This is a genomic window from Actinomyces stomatis (assembly GCF_031292835.1).
GTDB lineage: Bacteria > Actinomycetota > Actinomycetes > Actinomycetales > Actinomycetaceae > Actinomyces > Actinomyces stomatis.
Genome location: NZ_JASPEP010000020.1, coordinates 1 through 16602 on the forward strand (window position 1 = coordinate 1; position 16602 = coordinate 16602).

General features: G+C 69.5%; 18 protein-coding genes and 1 pseudogene. 18 read left to right on the top strand and 1 reads right to left on the bottom strand.

Going from position 1 to position 16602, the window contains the following annotated elements:
• From RIV12_RS10010 to RIV12_RS10045, 8 genes and pseudogenes are all read left to right on the top strand, one after another.
• Positions 1–292: pseudogene (locus tag RIV12_RS10010) on the top strand (glutamyl-tRNA reductase); the annotation flags it as partial.
• Positions 285–1682 (top strand): ferrochelatase, encoded by a 1398-nt coding sequence (locus RIV12_RS10015; RefSeq protein WP_309323550.1) that lies wholly within the window; start codon positions 285–287, stop codon positions 1680–1682. The pseudogene RIV12_RS10010 and the gene RIV12_RS10015, both read left to right, overlap by 8 nt.
• A gap of 37 nt (positions 1683–1719) precedes the next feature.
• Positions 1720–2529: a hydrogen peroxide-dependent heme synthase gene (gene hemQ, locus RIV12_RS10020; protein ID WP_309323552.1), complete on the top strand. Its 810-nt coding sequence runs from the start codon at positions 1720–1722 to the stop codon at positions 2527–2529.
• A 169-nt stretch (positions 2530–2698) separates the two neighbouring features.
• Entirely contained in the window at positions 2699–3196 is a 498-nt protein-coding gene (locus RIV12_RS10025) for a Dps family protein (protein ID WP_309323554.1), read from the top strand.
• Positions 3197–3375: 179 nt separating this feature from the next.
• Positions 3376–4083, top strand: coding sequence for a hypothetical protein (locus tag RIV12_RS10030; protein WP_309323555.1), 708 nt, complete (start codon positions 3376–3378; stop codon positions 4081–4083).
• A 195-nt stretch (positions 4084–4278) separates the two neighbouring features.
• Positions 4279–4776 (top strand): Dps family protein, encoded by a 498-nt coding sequence (locus RIV12_RS10035; protein WP_309323557.1) that lies wholly within the window; start codon positions 4279–4281, stop codon positions 4774–4776.
• A 251-nt stretch (positions 4777–5027) separates the two neighbouring features.
• The gene (locus tag RIV12_RS10040) at positions 5028–5666 is read left to right on the top strand and encodes a hypothetical protein (protein WP_309323559.1); all 639 of its coding nucleotides are present in this window, start codon (positions 5028–5030) and stop codon (positions 5664–5666) included.
• A 413-nt stretch (positions 5667–6079) separates the two neighbouring features.
• Positions 6080–6664, top strand: a complete 585-nt coding sequence (locus RIV12_RS10045) for a hypothetical protein (RefSeq protein ID WP_309323560.1) — start codon at positions 6080–6082, stop codon at positions 6662–6664.
• Between the two features lie 198 nt (positions 6665–6862).
• Here RIV12_RS10045 and RIV12_RS10050 read toward each other — a convergent pair whose 3' ends face one another.
• Positions 6863–7165 (bottom strand): hypothetical protein, encoded by a 303-nt coding sequence (locus RIV12_RS10050; protein ID WP_075417710.1) that lies wholly within the window; start codon positions 7163–7165, stop codon positions 6863–6865.
• A 431-nt stretch (positions 7166–7596) separates the two neighbouring features.
• Here RIV12_RS10050 and RIV12_RS10055 point away from each other — a divergent pair, with 431 nt between their 5' ends.
• From RIV12_RS10055 to RIV12_RS10100, 10 genes are all read left to right on the top strand, one after another.
• Positions 7597–8208 (top strand): SAF domain-containing protein, encoded by a 612-nt coding sequence (locus RIV12_RS10055; RefSeq protein ID WP_256695486.1) that lies wholly within the window; start codon positions 7597–7599, stop codon positions 8206–8208.
• Complete coding sequence (locus RIV12_RS10060) at positions 8208–8966, top strand: CpaE/TadZ family protein (protein WP_075417708.1); 759 nt, start codon at positions 8208–8210, stop codon at positions 8964–8966. Before RIV12_RS10055 ends, RIV12_RS10060 begins: the two co-directional genes overlap by 1 nt.
• Positions 8963–10279 (top strand): TadA family conjugal transfer-associated ATPase, encoded by a 1317-nt coding sequence (locus tag RIV12_RS10065; RefSeq protein WP_309323562.1) that lies wholly within the window; start codon positions 8963–8965, stop codon positions 10277–10279. Before RIV12_RS10060 ends, RIV12_RS10065 begins: the two co-directional genes overlap by 4 nt.
• The gene (locus RIV12_RS10070) at positions 10276–11151 is read left to right on the top strand and encodes a type II secretion system F family protein (RefSeq protein ID WP_309323564.1); all 876 of its coding nucleotides are present in this window, start codon (positions 10276–10278) and stop codon (positions 11149–11151) included. The genes RIV12_RS10065 and RIV12_RS10070 overlap by 4 nt, the downstream gene beginning before the upstream one ends.
• Positions 11148–12071, top strand: coding sequence for a type II secretion system F family protein (locus RIV12_RS10075; protein ID WP_309323566.1), 924 nt, complete (start codon positions 11148–11150; stop codon positions 12069–12071). Before RIV12_RS10070 ends, RIV12_RS10075 begins: the two co-directional genes overlap by 4 nt.
• A gap of 61 nt (positions 12072–12132) precedes the next feature.
• Positions 12133–12351 carry a hypothetical protein gene (locus RIV12_RS10080; RefSeq protein ID WP_075417704.1) on the top strand — a complete coding sequence of 73 codons (219 nt, stop codon included), beginning with the start codon at positions 12133–12135 and terminating at the stop codon, positions 12349–12351.
• Positions 12352–12396: 45 nt separating this feature from the next.
• Positions 12397–12789 carry a TadE/TadG family type IV pilus assembly protein gene (locus tag RIV12_RS10085; protein WP_081380039.1) on the top strand — a complete coding sequence of 131 codons (393 nt, stop codon included), beginning with the start codon at positions 12397–12399 and terminating at the stop codon, positions 12787–12789.
• Positions 12786–13229 carry a TadE/TadG family type IV pilus assembly protein gene (locus RIV12_RS10090; protein ID WP_309323567.1) on the top strand — a complete coding sequence of 148 codons (444 nt, stop codon included), beginning with the start codon at positions 12786–12788 and terminating at the stop codon, positions 13227–13229. The genes RIV12_RS10085 and RIV12_RS10090 overlap by 4 nt, the downstream gene beginning before the upstream one ends.
• Positions 13226–13924: a TadE/TadG family type IV pilus assembly protein gene (locus tag RIV12_RS10095; RefSeq protein ID WP_309323569.1), complete on the top strand. Its 699-nt coding sequence runs from the start codon at positions 13226–13228 to the stop codon at positions 13922–13924. Before RIV12_RS10090 ends, RIV12_RS10095 begins: the two co-directional genes overlap by 4 nt.
• A complete protein-coding gene (locus RIV12_RS10100; protein WP_309323571.1) occupies positions 13921–16599 on the top strand; it encodes an AfsR/SARP family transcriptional regulator in 2679 nt (892 codons plus the stop codon). Before RIV12_RS10095 ends, RIV12_RS10100 begins: the two co-directional genes overlap by 4 nt.
• Positions 16600–16602 lie beyond the last annotated feature (3 nt).

Sequence of the window (16602 nt, forward strand, 5' to 3'; positions counted from 1 at the left end):
GCGCGCCGGAACCGGCGTGAGCGGTGTCAACAGCGCCGACGCCGCCGCGGGGGCCTGCCCCTATCGTGACGCCCACGCCGAGCCCGGCTTCGAGGCCGCCGACGAGATCGACGGCGAACCGATGGTGCCTCTGGCGCAGGCCGAGCGCGCCCTCCACCACCTGGCGGCCCGACTCCTCCACCAGCCCACCGTCATGGCCCGCCGCGCCGGCCAGGAGGGCCGCGAGGACGCCTACCGTCAGGCCCTTGAGCTCGTCTGGGGCCTGGAGAGTGCAGGAGAGGACCATGACTGATACCGCTGCGCCCGTGCCCGGCCCCACCGAGGCGTTGCCCGCCCGCCCGGCCGCCGACCCGCTGGCCCCCTACGACGCCGTCCTCCTGCTGTCCTACGGCGGGCCCCGCCGCCCCGAGGACGTCCTGCCCTTCATGCGCAACGCCACTGCCGGCCGCGGCGTGCCCGACTCGCGCCTCCTGGAGGTCTCGGGCCACTACCAGGGCTTCGGCGGCGCCTCCCCGATCAACGCGTGCAACGCCGAGCTGCGCGACGCCCTCCAGGCCCGCCTGGCCCGGCGCGGCTCGTCGTTGCCGATCATCGTCGGCAACCGCAACTGGCACCCCTTCGTCAGCCAGGCCCTGCGTGAGTTGGCCGACGCCGGGGCCCGCCGCGTCCTGGCCCTGCCCACCGCGGCCTTCGGCTCCTACTCCGGGTGCCGCCAGTACCGCGAGGACCTGGCCGGCGCCGTCGTCCTGCTCGCCGCCGGCGCGGACGGCTCCACCGGTGACGGGTTCGAGGCCGACGCCGCCGCCCGGGTCGGTGGGGACGGGGGCGGCCCCGTCGACCTCACCGTGGACAAGGCGCGCCCCTACTACAACACCCCAGGCCTGCTGCAGGCCAACGTCGACGCCATCGTCGAGGCCTACGGCGCTCTCGCCGAGCAGGGGGTGGCGGCCGCAGACGCCCGCCTCGTGCTCGTCACCCACTCCATCCCCCTGGGCATGGAGGCCGGCTCCGCCCCGGGGACGGGCCCCGAGAACGCTCCCGGCACCTCCGGGACACATGACGCCTCCGGCGTCGACTGCCCGACCGGAAACGGGCGGCGAGAGCCGGGCGTGGCCGCCGACCTGTCCACGGAGGTCTCCTACGTCGCCCAGCACGAGGCGCTGGCCGCCATCCTCGTGCCCGAGGTCGCCCGTCGGCTCGGCCTGGAGACGGTGGAGGCCGACCTCGTCTACTGCTCGCGCTCGGGCCCGCCGCAGGCCCGCTGGCTTGAACCGGATGTCAACGACCACCTCGAGGCCCTGGCCGCCGGACACCTGACCGACGGCAGCCCCGCGGACAGGCCCGGGGGCGTCGTCGTGGCCCCCTTCGGCTTCATCTCCGACCACATGGAGGTCGTCTTCGACCTCGACACCGAGGCCGCCCAGACCGCCCGCGACCTGGGGATGCCGTATGCGCGCGCCGCCACCGTCGGTACTCACCCGGCCTTCGTCGACTCCCTCGTCGACATCCTCTTCGAGCGGGCCGCCGCCGCCCGCGGGGAGGACGTCCGGCCCGGCTCGACCACCGGCGTCGGCCCCTTCCACACGGTGTGCCCGGACTCGTGCTGCCGCCCCGGGACCCGCCACCCCGGCCCGCCCAGCCAGCGCAGTCACCAGGGGACCGACGGCGACGGACCCCGATAGCCCCAGCCCAGCGGCTCCGAAAGAACCAGGAGAAGAAATGAGCACCGACACCCACGGTCAGCACGGCCACCCCGGCGGCCACCCCGGTGAGGGCGGCCTGCACCGCTTCGAGGACGAGGAGCGCCGCCCCCACCGCGACCCGCGCGACGCCACCGACGTCGACCTCGAGGCCATCAACAACCAGTACCACTACACCCTGTACGGCGTCTTCCGCCTGACCCGCCCGCTGCCCGCCTCCCAGCCCGAGCGCGAGCAGCTCCTGGGGGAGAGCGCCAACTTCATCGAGGCCGGCGGTGTGACGACGCGCGGCTGGTACGACGTCGGGGGCCTGCGCGCCGATGCCGACCTGCTCGTGTGGTGGCTCGACGACGACCCCGAGGTCCTTCAGGACGCCTACCACCGCCTGCGCGGCAGCGCGCTGGGCCGCTACCTGGAGCCGGTGTGGTCCTGCATGGGGCTGCACACGCCCGCCGAGTTCAACCCCCGTCATGTGCCGGCCTGCCTGGCCGGGGTGGCGCCGCGCGACTGGGTCATGGTCTACCCGTTCGTGCGCTCCTACGAGTGGTACCTGCTCGATCCCGAGGAGCGCTCGCGCATGATGGCCCAGCACGGGCGCCACGGCTTCTCCAAGTACCCCGACGTCAAGGGGTCGACGCTGTCGACCTTCGGCCTGAGCGACTACGAGTGGATCCTCGGCTTCGAGGCCGACAGCCTCGACCGGCTCGAGGGGGTCCTGCACCACCAGCGCTACACGGAGGCACGCATGCACGTGCGCGTGGACACGCCCTTCTACACCGGGCGGCGCGTCAGCCCGCAGGAGTGGGCCCAGCGTCAGCCCTGGGCCTGACCGGGCCGGGGACATTTCTCTGCAAGCGGGGACTGTTGACGCGTTGGGGGACAGGAATCCTGCCCCCCAACGCGTCAACAGTCCCCGTCGGCGGCCGGCCGGGCGCGGTGCGTGCGTTTCTCTCTCAGCGACAGGCCGGCTCCGGAAGAAACGGCGTAGGATGGGGTGCATGAGTGCAGAGACTGCAGCAACACCGTCCGTATCATTCGCCTTCACTGCCTCCGCCGCCCTGAGCGACAGCCTCCAGCGCGTCCTGGTCGACCTCATCGCCCTGGGGGTGGCCACCAAGCAGGCCCACTGGAACATCGTGGGTGAGAACTTCCGCGACCTTCACCTGAACTTCGACGACGTCGTCGACATCGCCCGCGAGGGCTCCGACGAGGTCGCCGAGCGCATGCGCGCCATCAACGCCGTCCCCGACGGCCGCCCGGCCACCGTCGCCGCCGACGCCACCGTCCCGACCCTGCCCAAGGATGAGATCACCGTCTCCGAGGGCGTCGCCTACGTCGTCTCCGCCATCGAGGCCGTCGTGTCCACGCTTCGGGGCGTGCACGACGCCGTCGACGACGAGGACCCGACGTCGGTCGGCATCCTGGAGGACCTGACCGGCAAGCTCGAGCAGCAGGCCTGGTTCATCTCCTCTGAGGACCGCAAGCCCGTGCGCTGAGTACAGCTGTCCATGTCCGACGCCGGCGGGCGGCTCCGGGGTTGCCGGGGTCGCCCGCCGTCGTCGGGTCGACAGGTGGAGCGCGGTCGACGAAGGTCGAGACACGTTCGTGACCTTCGCGGTAGTGTCGATGGGTTGGTTTCCGCCGGGTTGAATCCGGCCGACAGTGAGGAGCCCCCGTGGCACGTGCCGAGAACCGCCCCGCGAGTCGAGCCGGGGCCCGCCGCCGAGCCGCCGCACTGGGCTGCTTGCTGCTTACCGGCTCGCTGGCCCTGACCGGCTGCTCCTCCAACGACTCCAAACCCGGTGGCAAGGCGCCCGCAACGAACAGGGCCGGCTCCGCGGCGCCCTCAGCGTCGGCCCCCTCCGCTGCCGCCACGGCGTCGGGCACTGCCGGCACCGTCACGGCCGCCTCCCTGTCCGACACCCAGCTCGGGTACACCATCACCGCGATCCCCGCCGGTCTCGACACCAAGCGGGTCGCGATCCTCGAGGACTTCGTGGCCTACGACCACATGTCCTGGAAGCTGTGGGTCGGCGGCGGGCAGGACACCAGCAAGGTCCCCACCGTCACCACCGGCAACCTCCAGCAGCAGCTCATCAGCGACGCCGACAACCTGAAGAACAAGGGCCAGAAGGTCAAGACTCCCGTCAAGGTGGCGATCTCCGAGGTCGCCATGAGCGCCGACGGCCAGAGCGCCACCGTCTCCTACTGCGTGGACCTGACACAGGTGACCTACGTCGACGCGCAGGGCAAGGACGTCACTGACCCCTCCAACAAGGCGCGGATCCCGGCGAAGAACACCATGGTGCCCGGCAGTGACGGGCACTGGCTCGCCTCTGAGGAGGAGGAGACCGGTGAGCCGAACACCTGCAAGGTCGGCTGACAAGGAAACGGTCTGGAGGGTGAGCGAACTGTTAGCCGCATCGTCCCATCGACGGGCGGGGCTGGTTGTCCACCGTCGCCGTCCCACCAGTGAAGCCTATCCTGGCAGGTGAGCCTTGGTTTCAGATGAGGTATGGCTTGCCTGTGAATCATAAGTAACACCCACAGAGGTTCGCGATGTAGTAAAGTGATGGCCATGAACGCAGACACCATGACCACGCCGTCCATCAACCTCGCCTTCACCGCCTCCGCAGCCCTGAGCGACAACCTCCAGCGCGTCCTGACCGACCTCATCGCCCTCGAGCTCGTCGGCAAGCAGATCCACTGGAACATCGTCGGCCCGAACTTCCGCGACGTCCACCTCAACCTGGACGACGTCGTCGACATCGCCCGCGAGGGCTCCGACGAGGTCGCCGAGCGCATGCGCGCCATCAACGCCGTCCCCGACGGTCGCCCGGCCACCGTCTCCGCCGCCACCACCGTCCCGGCCGCCCCCGAGGGCGAGATCCTCACCGGTGAGGGCGTCGCCTACATCGTCTCCGCCATCGAGGCCGTTGTCGCCACCCTGCGCGGTGTGGACGAGGACGTCGACTCCGAGGACCCCACCTCCTCCGGCATCGTCGAGGACCTCATCGGCAAGCTCGAGCAGCAGGCCTGGTTCCTCTCCGCCGAGGTCCGCAAGCCCGTGCGCTGAGACGGATCAAGGAGCGGCGCAGCCGCAGCTGACGACGGTGGGCGACCCCGAGCACTTCGGGGTCGCCCACCGTCGTTTATTCAGGCGTCGGCCCGACTCGTGCCGGCCCCGGTCGCGACGATGAAAACAGCCGAATAGGCATGGGGGTCAATCCCCATGGGGCGATAGTGACGGGGCGATATACGGGCGGGTATGGTCAATTTGCTCACGAATATGTGGGGGTTGATCGTTCTGGCTTGTGGAGGTAGCTCATGTTCCGCCGTCGTCGCTTATGCCTGTGGGGCGGGCTGGTCCTGGTCTCCTCATGCGCGCTGGCGGGATGCTCGCCAAGCAGCGCCAAGCCGGGGGGTGTTGTTCCGCCTTTGAGGACTGCCGGCGCGGACGCCTCCGCCGCGGCCAGTGCCTCAGGCGGCGACGCTCCCGTGACGGAGAGGTCGCTGTCGGATCCGACGACGTCGTACACCGTGGCGTCGATCCCGAAAGACCTGGATGCGGAGCAGTCCCAGGTGATCAAGGCCTATGTCGACTACGACCGGGCGACCTGGGATGCCTACCGGGACATGAACGGAACGACCGCGGTCGAGTCCGTCACCACCGGGGATCAGTACCAGGCCTTCAAAAAGGTCTACGACGAGCGGGCCGCCGCCGGGCAGCACGTTGAGGGCGAGGCCAGCACCGCCATCACCTCGGTTCAGATCAATCCCGATCGCTATTCATCAACGGTGACGGTGTGTGCCGATGAGACAAAGGTCCGTCTGGTTTCTCAAGACGGGGCACAGGTCCCCTCAGACGACCTCGGCCACAAGATCTCCCTCGCGGTGAGCCTGATCAAAAATGATCAAGGCTGGGTTGTCAACTACTCCTCAGTGGAAAGCGTGGATCAATGCTGAAGACAATGGTGAGGCGCGTCGGCTTGGCGACGGCGACGTGCGCGGTGATCGCTCCTCTCGGTATGCTTCCGTCGACCCAGGCTTTTGCGGAGGGGGGAGGCGTCTCGGGGCACTCCTCCCAGGGCTCCGATGGCGGCGTCAATATCTCCGTGTCAGTGTCCTACAACTCCGCCACCTCCGGATCGAAGGGGGGCGGTGGAACAACGACGTCCAGTCGTCAGGTTTCGACACAGGTGCAGCCTGTGTGCCGTTATCAGAAGGGGCAAAGTGGTGCTGAAGCGGCCGCTTTCTTCAAAGATTCCAAGAGGACTAGGTTTATAGATTCTTATAATTCCACTCATCCAAACTGGCGAGATCACGAGAATGATCAAGAGGGACACTGGTATTACCCGTTGTGTGTCCCTTCGGCTGGAATGAGCACCGAGGAGTACGGTAGATTATCTGAGGAATTTCACGCGAAGAACGGCCTCGTGTATGTTCCTGCCGGCGGCCAGCCGCCTGCGCCAGTCATTGACGGGGGGACATTGGCTAAGGCGGCTTGGAAGGCGGTGGAGATTCCGCCTCCGTCAGTGGAGATGAATCCACAGATGGGTGATGACGTGCAGACCTTGGTCGGTGTGGAGAACTGGGTGTGGGCGAGTGCGGATACGCCTCAGTCGGTGACGGCGACGGCGACTGCTGGGCCGGTGACGGCGACCGTCACGGCAACGTCATCTGGTTTGACGCTGTCGGCTCCGGATAGCAAGGTCTCATGCCAGGGATTCGGCACTCCGTGGCGGCCGGGGATGCCGGAGGGGGGCAGCTCGTGCACGATGACCTTCACGCGCAGCTCGGAGCATCTGGGCGGGATCACGTCGGTGAAGACGGGGGTTTCCTACAGCGCCTCGTACACGGCCACCGATGGTGCTCAGGGGAGTCTGCCGTCGGTGTCGACCTCTGGGAGCCTGTCGCTGAGGGTGGGGGAGGCGCAGAGCCTCAACACCGGCCCCCAGAACTGACCGACCCCACCGCACCGCCAACCAGCGGAGGAATCCGGCTGCGGGAGGAAGATCATTCCTCCCGCAGTCCTTTATTATTTCTCGCCTCTTGTCTCCTCCTACTGGATAGTGTGCGGCATCCGGGAAGCAAAAAGGTGGTCTGGGAACAGTCGTGTTCCCAGACCACCTTTTTGCTGTAGGTGCAGTATCCGCCGAGACTCAGGCGATGGGGGAGACGGGGGAAAGGTGCTCCACGCTCTCCCCGCCGGAGATGGCGAGGTTGTTGTGGTTCTGCGCCACGTCGGTGCCGGCCTTGGCGAGCGCGTCCTCCAAAGCCTTCAGTGCCGGCTTGAACTTCGTCGTCCACTGCTCGCGGAACTCGGTGGCGTTCGTGCTCTCCCACACCGCGCTGTTCACCGATCCGTCAACCTGTGTCTGAATGGTGTTGGTGGTCTCCACGTTGGTCTTCAGGGTCCTGTACAGCTCCGAGAGCGTGTCGAGGTCTGCCTTAATTGCGGCCACGGTGATCTCCTTCTTCTGAATGGGTTTTGTCTCCGCATGGGTTGTGCGGATTCAGGTCGCCCGTGGTGGTGCGCCTGCCCACTACTTTCTGCGACGAGGGAGGGTGAGTCAAGAGGAAAACCCTCCTTTTTGTTGATGTGGGGATGGATCCCCATGGGCCTTTATTCAGGCATGGGGATGGATCCCCATCTTTATAGCATGTGGGGGTAGATCCCCATGGGCGGGGTGTTGGGGATTGCCTACGATGTGTCTATTCAATTCCGCAGATGTGCTCATGGCGTGTTCTATTGAATTCCCTATGCACATTCTTGATTCGCGTGAGGTTTTCCCTGATGGCATCCCGTTTATCTGGACGCGTGTCCGAGCGTCACGATCGTCATTCCGGCAAGGAGAAGCATGTCCGCCCTCGTGAGGGTGTGGACAGTGCTCGCTTGCCATCGGCTCCGCGTGAGAGGCGTCCCCTGCTGGCCGCGCTTGCCGTGCTCCTGATCGTCGGGGGCGCCCTGCTTGCGGGCCTGCTGGCGATGCAGATGGACAAGCGGGTCCAGATGCTCGCTGCGGCGGACACGATCCAGGCCGGAGAGACCATCGCGAAGGAGGACCTGGTCTCCGCCTCGGTCTCCTCGGACCTGAGGACGTTGATCCCCGCGGACCAGATCGATCAGGTGATCGGGCGCACGGCACGGGTCGAGGTCGCCAAGGGCCAGCTCCTGGACGCCTCCCAGATCGCCACGGCCCCCGTGCCCGGAGGGGATCAGCAGGTTGTTGGCGTCTCAGTCGCCTCCGGCCGCTTCCCCGCGGGGGGCCTGGGTGCCGGGGACATGGTCGACGTCGTGGACGTCGGTAACCAGTCGGTCTCCATCGAAGGCGCACAGGTTCTCAAGGCCACTCCTTCCTCCGGCACGGACAACGACTGGACCTCCGGTGCCGTCATCTCCCTCGTTGTGAACCGGAATGACGCCGCCAAGCTGGCCAGCGCCTCAGCCAACGGAACCATCGCCGTCGTCCAGACCGCGACCAACCAGCCGATCAAGGACAGCTGATGCTCATCTCCATCGCCTCCGCCAAAGGTGCCCCTGGGGCCTCGACGAGCGCACACGTGCTCGCCGCCGTCTGGCCACGACCCGTTGTCCTGGCCGAGCTCGACCCGGTCGGCTCCGACCTGGTCTACCGCACTCGCAGTCGTGAGGGGACGCCCCTGGACAGCGACCGGGGCGTTGTCTCCCTGGCCGCCGCGACCCGCCGCGACCCGGCCGCACCGCTGCAGGACCATCTCACCGTCATCGAGGGGGACCTGTCGGTCCTCGTGGGCCTGTCCCGCCCCGACCAGGCCACGGCCATCGGATCGGGCTGGGCGGGACTGGCCGCCAGTCTCCGTCAGCGCAGGGACGTCGTCGCCGACGTCGGCCGTCTGTCTCCCGGCGCCCCGAGCCTGGGCGTGGCTCTGGCCTCCGATATCACGCTGGTCGCCGTGCGCCCCGGCGTTGAGAACTACGGCCACCTGCGTGAGCGCCTGTCCTGGATCACCGCGGAGATCTCCCGCCGTTCCGAGCAGGTCCGCCTCGGTGTTCTGCTCATCGCTCCCTGGAAGGCCCGCCACGAGGCCGGTGACCTCACCCGCCTGCTGCGCGGCAGCGGCCTGGAGATCCCCGTCGTCGGCGTCCTGGCCTTCGACCAGAGCGCCGCCGACTCCCTCGCGGGCCGCCGTGCCCGCCCACTGGGGCAGACCCTCCTCGTACGCTCTGCCCGAAGCGTGGCCACCGCCCTCGCCGGCGTCGGCGTCACCGGAGGTGTCGCATGAGCGTCGACCAGGGACTCGTCCGCGACATGCGCGAGGAGGTCGCCGACCTCCTGGCCCAGCAGCGCCGTGACGACGCCACCTCCGGCATCCCGCCGATGTCCGCCGAGGACGAGCGTCAGTTCGCCCGCGCCCTCATCGGGCGTGTGCTCGAGCGGCACGCCCGCGCTGAGATCGCCGCCGGCCGCAACCCGCTCAACGCCCAGGAGGAGGAAGAGATCTCCCAGGGCATCCATGCGGCGCTCTTCGGCGTCGGACGCCTCCAGCCCCTGCTGGACAACAAGGATGTCGAGAACGTCGACATCAACGGCTGCGACAACGTCTTCATCCAGTACGCCGACGGACGCGAGGAGCGCGGCGAACCCGTGGCCGAGACCGACGAGGAGCTCATCGAGCTCGTTCAGGTCCTCGGCTCATACTCCGGCCTGGCCTCGCGCCCCTTCGACTCGGCCAACCCCCAGCTGGACCTGCGCCTGCCGGACGGCTCGCGCCTGTCCGCCGTCATGGAGGTCTGCTCGCGTCCCTCGATCTCGGTGCGTCGCGCCCGCCTGGACCGGGTGGGCCTGGACGACCTGGTCAGGCTCGGATCCCTCACCCCGCGGCTGGCCGCCTTCTGCTCGGCGGCCGTGCGCGCCCGCAAGAACATCATGATCGCCGGCGCCACGAACGCCGGGAAGACCACCTTCCTGCGCGCCCTGGCCAACGAAATCCCGTCCGACGAGCGCCTCATCACGGTGGAGCGCGCCCTGGAGCTGGGGCTGGGCGAGTTCGCCGATCTGCACCCCAACGTCGTCGCCTTCGAGGAGCGCCTGCCCAACTCCGAGGGCTCCGGCGCGATCTCCATGGCGGACCTGGTGCGGCGCTCGCTGCGCATGAACCCCTCGCGCGTCATCGTCGGCGAGGTCCTGGGCGACGAGATCGTCACCATGCTCAACGCCATGAGCCAGGGCAACGACGGCTCGCTGTCCACCATCCACGCGAACTCCTCCTCCGAGGTGTTCAACCGCATCGCCACCTACGCCATCCAGTCCGCCGAGCACCTGCCCCAGGAGGCCACCAACCTCCTCATCGCCGGAGCCGTCGACTTCGTCATCTTCCTGACCCGGGAGAACCGCTTCTCCCAGGGCGGGGGGCTGCGCCGCTACGTCGCCTCCGTGCGCGAGGTCAACGGCGTCGACGGACGAGTCCTGTCCAGCGAGGTCTTCGCCGACGACGGGACCGGGACCGCCCAGCCGGCCGCGCCGATCGCCTGCGTCAACGACCTCATGTCGGCCGGTTACGACCCCGCCGCCTCCTACAGGGGAGGCGTCGCATGAACCAGGGAACCGCCACCGTTGCCATCCTCGCCGGCGCGTTCGTCGGGGGAGGAGTCTTCCTCCTGGTCGGCTTCTTCATGGGGGTCGACATGATCCCCAAGCGCTCCGGCTCCTCGAGGGCCCTGCGCGACAGCCTCAAGGGGTTCTCCGGCCGGCTCGTCGCTGGCCTCGCCGTCGGGCTGGCCCTGCTGATCCTCACACGGTGGGTCGTGATGGCCGCCGCCGGCGGCGTGCTCGTCATCGTCTGGCCGATGCTGTTCGGTGGGGCCAAGGAGGAGAAGCACTCGTCGGCCAAGGTCGAGGCCCTGGCCACCTGGGCCGAGTCCCTGCGGGACACGATCGCCGGCGCGGTGGGCCTGGAGCAGGCGATCCCCGCCACCGTCCACGCCTCCGCCCCGGTGATCCGCGAGGATCTGGCCCTCCTGGCCGACCGCATGCGCGTACGCGTCCCCCTGTCGACGGCGCTACGCCAGTTCGCCGACAGCCTGGGCGACCCCACGGCGGACCTCATCGTCTCCGCCCTCATCATGAATGCCCGCCTGCGCGGCCCCGGCCTGCGCCAGCTGCTCGGCGCCCTGGCGGACACCGCGCGCTCCGAGCTCGACATGCGTCAACGCGTCTCCGCCTCCCGCGCCGGTACCCGGCGCTCGGCCCAGATCGTCGTCGTCTTCTCGATCGTCATCATGTTGGGCCTGGCGGTCTTCAACCGCAGCTTCGTGGCCCCCTACTCCAGTGTGCAGGGCCAGCTGGTGCTGGTTGTCGTGGTCGCCCTCTTCGCGATGGGCATGCTCTGGATGCGGCGCCTGGCCGGCGTGCGCCTGCCCCGACGCTTCCTGACCGTCACCGCGCAGGCCGGGGGTGAGGAGGCATGATGGCCTTGATCCTGACCGGCGGGATGATCAGTGGAGTGGGCGTCCTGCTCCTCGGACTCATCCTCGCCCCGCCCGTCACCCAGCCCGCCGCGGCGCTGGCCGAGCTGGACACCCGCCGCAACGAGGGGCGCATGCGTGAGGACGTGCGGCGCCTCAACCCCTCAGAGGCCGTGATGCCCCCGTGGATGGACCTCTTCAGCCTCCGGATCACCTCCCTGGCCCGACGCACGGGGGCCGACCTCACCTTCCTGACCACTGACCTGTCCGTGGTGGGGCGCTCCCTCGAACGGCACCTGGTCACCTCCCTGTTCGCCGGACTGGGGGCCTTCATGGTCCCGATAGCCGTCGTCGGGCTGATGCAGGTCATGGGAGCGCCCTTGGGATGGTCGGTGCCCCTCCTGCTGAGCCTCGTTATGGGGATGGTCGGCCTGCTGCTGCCCACGGCCCGTCTGCGCCGGGAGGCCGAGGAGGCCCGCCGGGACTTCCGCCACGTCGTCGGTTCCTACCTGGACCTTGTGGCCATGTCGCTGTCGGCCGGCCGGGGTGTCCCCGAGGCCCTCGACGCCGCCTCCAGCCTCTCCGACGACCCCGCCATGGTGCGTATCCGTAACGCCCTCGACGTCGCCCGGTTGCGCGGGGACACGCCCTGGGAGGCCCTGGGCCGGCTGGGCACCCAGCTGCGTATCGACGAGCTGCGCGACCTGTCCGCCGCCCTGGCCCTCGTCGCTGAGGACGGCGCCAAGATCCGCGAGTCCCTCGGCGCCCGGGCCTCCAGCATGCGCCGCCGCGACCTGTCCGACGCCGAGGGCAAGGCCGGGGAGAACTCCGAGTCCATGCTCGTGGCCCAGCTCGTCGTCGCCATGGGATTCATCGTCTTCCTCGTCTACCCGGCCCTGACCGGAATCATGGGCTCCTTTTAGGCCCTGCAGTCATCCGTATCCCGTACAGATTTCACTCTCCCGAACAGAAAGAAGGAACACCATGCTGTCTTTCCTCATCACCCTTCAGACCATCGCCGGCGACGTGCGCGACAAGGTGGAGCGGCGCCTCCTCGCTGAGGAGAAGGGAGCCTCCACCGTTGAGTGGGTCATCATCACCGGCTTCCTCATCGTCCTGGCCGCGCTTGTCGGCCGCGCCATCTACAGCCTGGTGTCCAACGCCTCCAACGGTCTTCAGGTTCCCTCGATCGGCGGCAACTGATCAAGCAGGGTCGATGCCCCAATGAGGAATTGGAGAGAACGCGTGATGAGCCGCTTGAGTCAGGAGACGGGCGCCTCCAGCGTCGAGCTGATCATTTTCTTCCCGCTGCTTCTGCTGGTCGTTCTGATCACGGTGCAGGTGGCCCTGGTCTGGTATGGCAACGAGGTCGCCATCGCCACTGCCCGCGAGGTGGCTCGAGAGGCGCGCGTGAGCTCCGAGGCGGGCGACCGCACCTCGGTGGCCAAGGCCAACGGTGTCGCCTACGCCCGCAAGGTCGGCGGCCGCGCGCTCTCCGACATCACGATCGATGTCTCCACCACGTCAGACCAGGTCACGGTACGTGTCTCCGGGAAGGCCATGGACGTCGTCGCCGGAATGTCACCGCGGGTGAAGACCTCGGTGACCTCAGAGCGGGAAACCTTCCGGAGCGACCGATGAAACATGTCAGAAAGAAGCAGATCCGGCGTCGCACTATCGAGGCCGCCGGCTCGGAGAGGGGAACCATGTCCATCGAGGTGGTGGTCCTCGTCCCGGTGCTGCTGCTCATCACCATGGTGGCCGTCGCCGGGGGGCGCATCGTCTCCGCGCAGGGGATGGTCGAGGCAGCGTCCCGCGACGCCGCCCGAGCAGCCTCCATGGAGCGCTCCGTGGGCGCCGCCAGCGCGGCCGCCAACCGGAGCCTGGCCCAGGCGGACACGTCCCGCGCCAGCTGCTCGGCCGGCGTCGACGTCGGAGGCTTCCGCCAGGGCGGGGCCGTGAGGGTCGCAGTCAGCTGCCGCGTCAAGCTCTCCGATCTGGGACTGGTCTTCCTGCCCGGGGCCACCGTGGTCAGGGCCGAGTCGAGCGCTCCGGTGGACCAGTGGAGGGGGACACGATGAACGGGATCCGGATTGCCAAGGAGCTGCGTCAGCACCCGGAGCGGGGATCGGTGTCCGTCTACGTCGTCATCATCGCCTCAGCCCTCATGCTGATGGCCGGACTGTGCGTCGAAGGCGGGCGCGTTCTCAACGCACGCTCCACGATGGCGGACCAGGCCGAGCAGGCGGCCCGGGTCGGAGTCCAGCAGCTGAGCATGGACAAGCTGCGCGGCTCCGGAGTGGCCGCGACGGACCCCTCGGCGGCCACGTCGGTGGCTCGGAGCTACCTGGCCCGCACTGGCGACGCCCAGACCTCGACGGTCAAGGCCTCCACCGACCGGGTCTCGGTCACGGTCGAACGCGACGTCCCCACCACGATGCTGCGACTGGTCGGCATCCCCTCCATCCACGTCTCCGTGACCGGAGAGGCCCGCAACGACTTCGGCCCCAAGGAACAGCCCAAGCCCGGCCTGCCGAAGACCGGCGACGACGGCGGCCCCAAGGAGCGGCCCAAGCCACAACGTCCCAAGCCGCAACAGCCCAAGCCGCAACGGCCCAAGCCCGCCCCGCCCAAGGTCGACGACGGCGGACCCAAGGAGCAGCCCAAGCCCGAACCGCCCCAGGGGGGCGACGAGGAAAGCCCCAAGGAAAGACAGAAGCCCGGACTGCCGAAGGCGGGCAACGCCATCGGCCTGGAGTGGAGGCAGAAGCCATGACCACCGCATCGAGACGGCGCCGTGCCCAGGCCGCCGGCCCCCAGCGGTTCCGGGCGCCCGCGCGCAGTACCCGGCCGCCGGTGTGGCGCTCCGTGGTAGCCGGCCTCACGCTCGCCGCCATCATCATCGGCCTGCCCGTGGCCGTGCTGACCACCGTCGGGCCCCCGCCGCTGCCAACCAGTCTGGACATGAGCGCCCTGCTCGTTCAGACCGTGTCCCTCGACGTCGTCGTGGGCGTCCTCATCTGGGTACTCGCTCTGGCCTGGCTGCAGTTCACGGTGTGCACCCTGGTGGAGGTCGTCTCCGCTCTCAAGGGTCACGGCGTGCCCGGGCACGTCCCGCTCTCGGGCGGCGTGCAGTCGCTGGTGCGCCGACTCGTGGCCTCCGTCCTGCTCCTGGGGGCCGTCAGCGGCCCGGTTGCCGCGGCCGCCGCCCCCCTCACCGAGGACCCGGCCCCAGCGGTCTCGGTGAGCCAGGGGGTCGTCTCGCAGGAGCCCGCCGGCGACGCCTCGTCGGCCGGCGGCACCGCTGCGGCCTCGCAGAGCGACGAGCACGGCCAGCAGTACACGCGCTACGTGGTGGACGGAGTCGAGCTCGATCCGCAGATCGGTTCCCAGCTCGTGGGAAAGCGCGTCTACATCGTCCAGCCGCCCGAGGGCCGCTACCACGACAACCTGTGGGACATCGCCGAGCGCAACCTGGGCGACGGGCGCGCCTACGCCCAGATCTACGACCTCAACGCGGGCCGTGTTCAGCCCGACGGCGGCTGCCTGGAACTGGCCCGGCTCATCCAGCCCGGCTGGCTCATGGTCATGCCGGAGGAGGCCGTCTCCGTTGGCCGGGTCGAGGCCATCCCCACCGATCCGGCTCCTCCCGCCCCGGCCCCGCAGACCCCGACGCCGCAGCAGGGCGGCACCCGGCTTCCGGTCGGGCTCGGGCACGAGCTGCGGGACGTCACCCCGGTCCAGCTGCCGGCGATCGGCTCCCTGCTGGCCGCCTCCCTCGTCTCGGTACTCGTCACCAGGCGTCGGCGGCTGATGGGCGCCTTCAACGAGGACTCCGCCGAGCTCGAGCGTCTCCTGCGAGTAGGGGCCGACGAGAGCCGTTCGCGGCGGCTGAACGCGGTCCTGCGCTCCCTTGATGACCTGCCCGGGAGTCCCCGCCCCTACGCCGTCGCCATCGACGACGATGCCTGCTACCTGCGCATGGCGCGTCCCCTGACCGATGCCCCCTCCCCATGGCGGGCCCAGGACGAGGGGATGATCTGGGCGCTGCCCGCGGGCCACGAGCCGCCGCTGAGCGACCGGCCCTGCCCCCTGCCCGGACTGGTCTCGGTGGGCCGCACGCCCACAGGCGCGGACATCCTCATCGACCTGGCCTTCGCCGACGGGGACGTGACCGTCACCGGGGACCCGGCCATGGCCGCCGAGGTTGTCTCCGCCTTCGCCCTGGAGCTGTGCACCAACCCCTGGTCGCGCGACGCCGTGGTCGTCGGGAGCGGCCTGTCCGCCACCCTGCACCGGGTCGCGGGCGAGCGCATGCAGCCCCTGGACAGTCTCCGGGGACAGACTGCCCTGCCCGGCGTCGGCGGGGTCCTGACCGGCCGCCGCCCTGAGACGCAGACGACCTTCATGTTCGTCGGCGACGGGGTGACGCCCCCGTCCCTGCCGCCGGGACGCAGCTACGCCCTGGTGCGCACCGGAAGCGACCGGCCGGGGCGCTGGACGATCGAGATCGACGCCTCCGGCACCGCCCGGATCGCCCCTTTGGGCATCGTGGTCACGGCCTCGCGCGCCACCGAGGCGGAAATCGCCGCGTTGGAGGGCCTGTTCGCCCCGTCCGAGGAGACCGGCGTCGACGACGGCCGCCCGCCGGTGCCTGACCCGCCCACGCCGCCTCTGGCCACCGCCGCCCTGCGCGCCGCCTCCGTACGGATCCAGGTCCTGGGGACGACGCAGGTGGAGACGGCCGGTGCGGTGGACGAGGCGCGCCGTTCCATCCTCACCGAGGCCGCGATCTGCGTGGCCCTCCACCCCGAGGGGATCCGCCCCTCCGTCCTGGGCGCCATGCTCTGGCCCCTGGGGGCCACCGCGGACGTGGTGGGGGCGACCGTGGAGCGGCTGCGCAGCTGGCTCGGCGAGGACTCCCAGGGGGTTCCCTACCTGCGGGAGGACACCGAGGGACGGCTGCTGCTGGGGCCGGGGGTCGTCATGGACTGGGACGTGCTGCGCTCCCTGCTGGCCGCTTCCCGCCGCTGCCCGCCCCAGCAGGAGGTCGAGCTGCTGACCGAGGCCCTGCGCCTGGTGCGAGGACCGATGGCCCTCGACGCCCCCGAGGGCCACTACTCCTGGCTGGCCCGGGTCCGTGCCGCCCGGCAGTTCGAGGCCCTCGTCGTGGACGCCGCTCACCGCATGGTTGAGCTCATCGGGGATACCGATCCCGACGGCGCCGCCGCAGCGATCACCACGGGCCTGCAGGTGGTCGACCTCGACCAGGGGTTGTGGCGCGATCGCCTGCGCCTGGCCTCGCGCCGCGGCGTGGGTGAGCTGGAGCGGGAGATCCGCGTCCTGCTGAACTCCGCCGGCGCCGATGACCTTCACCAGATCGACCCCGCCACCGCGGCGCTCGTCGAGGACCTCTCCCCGGGGCTCTCGGTGGGGCGGCTGCCCGCCTGAGGA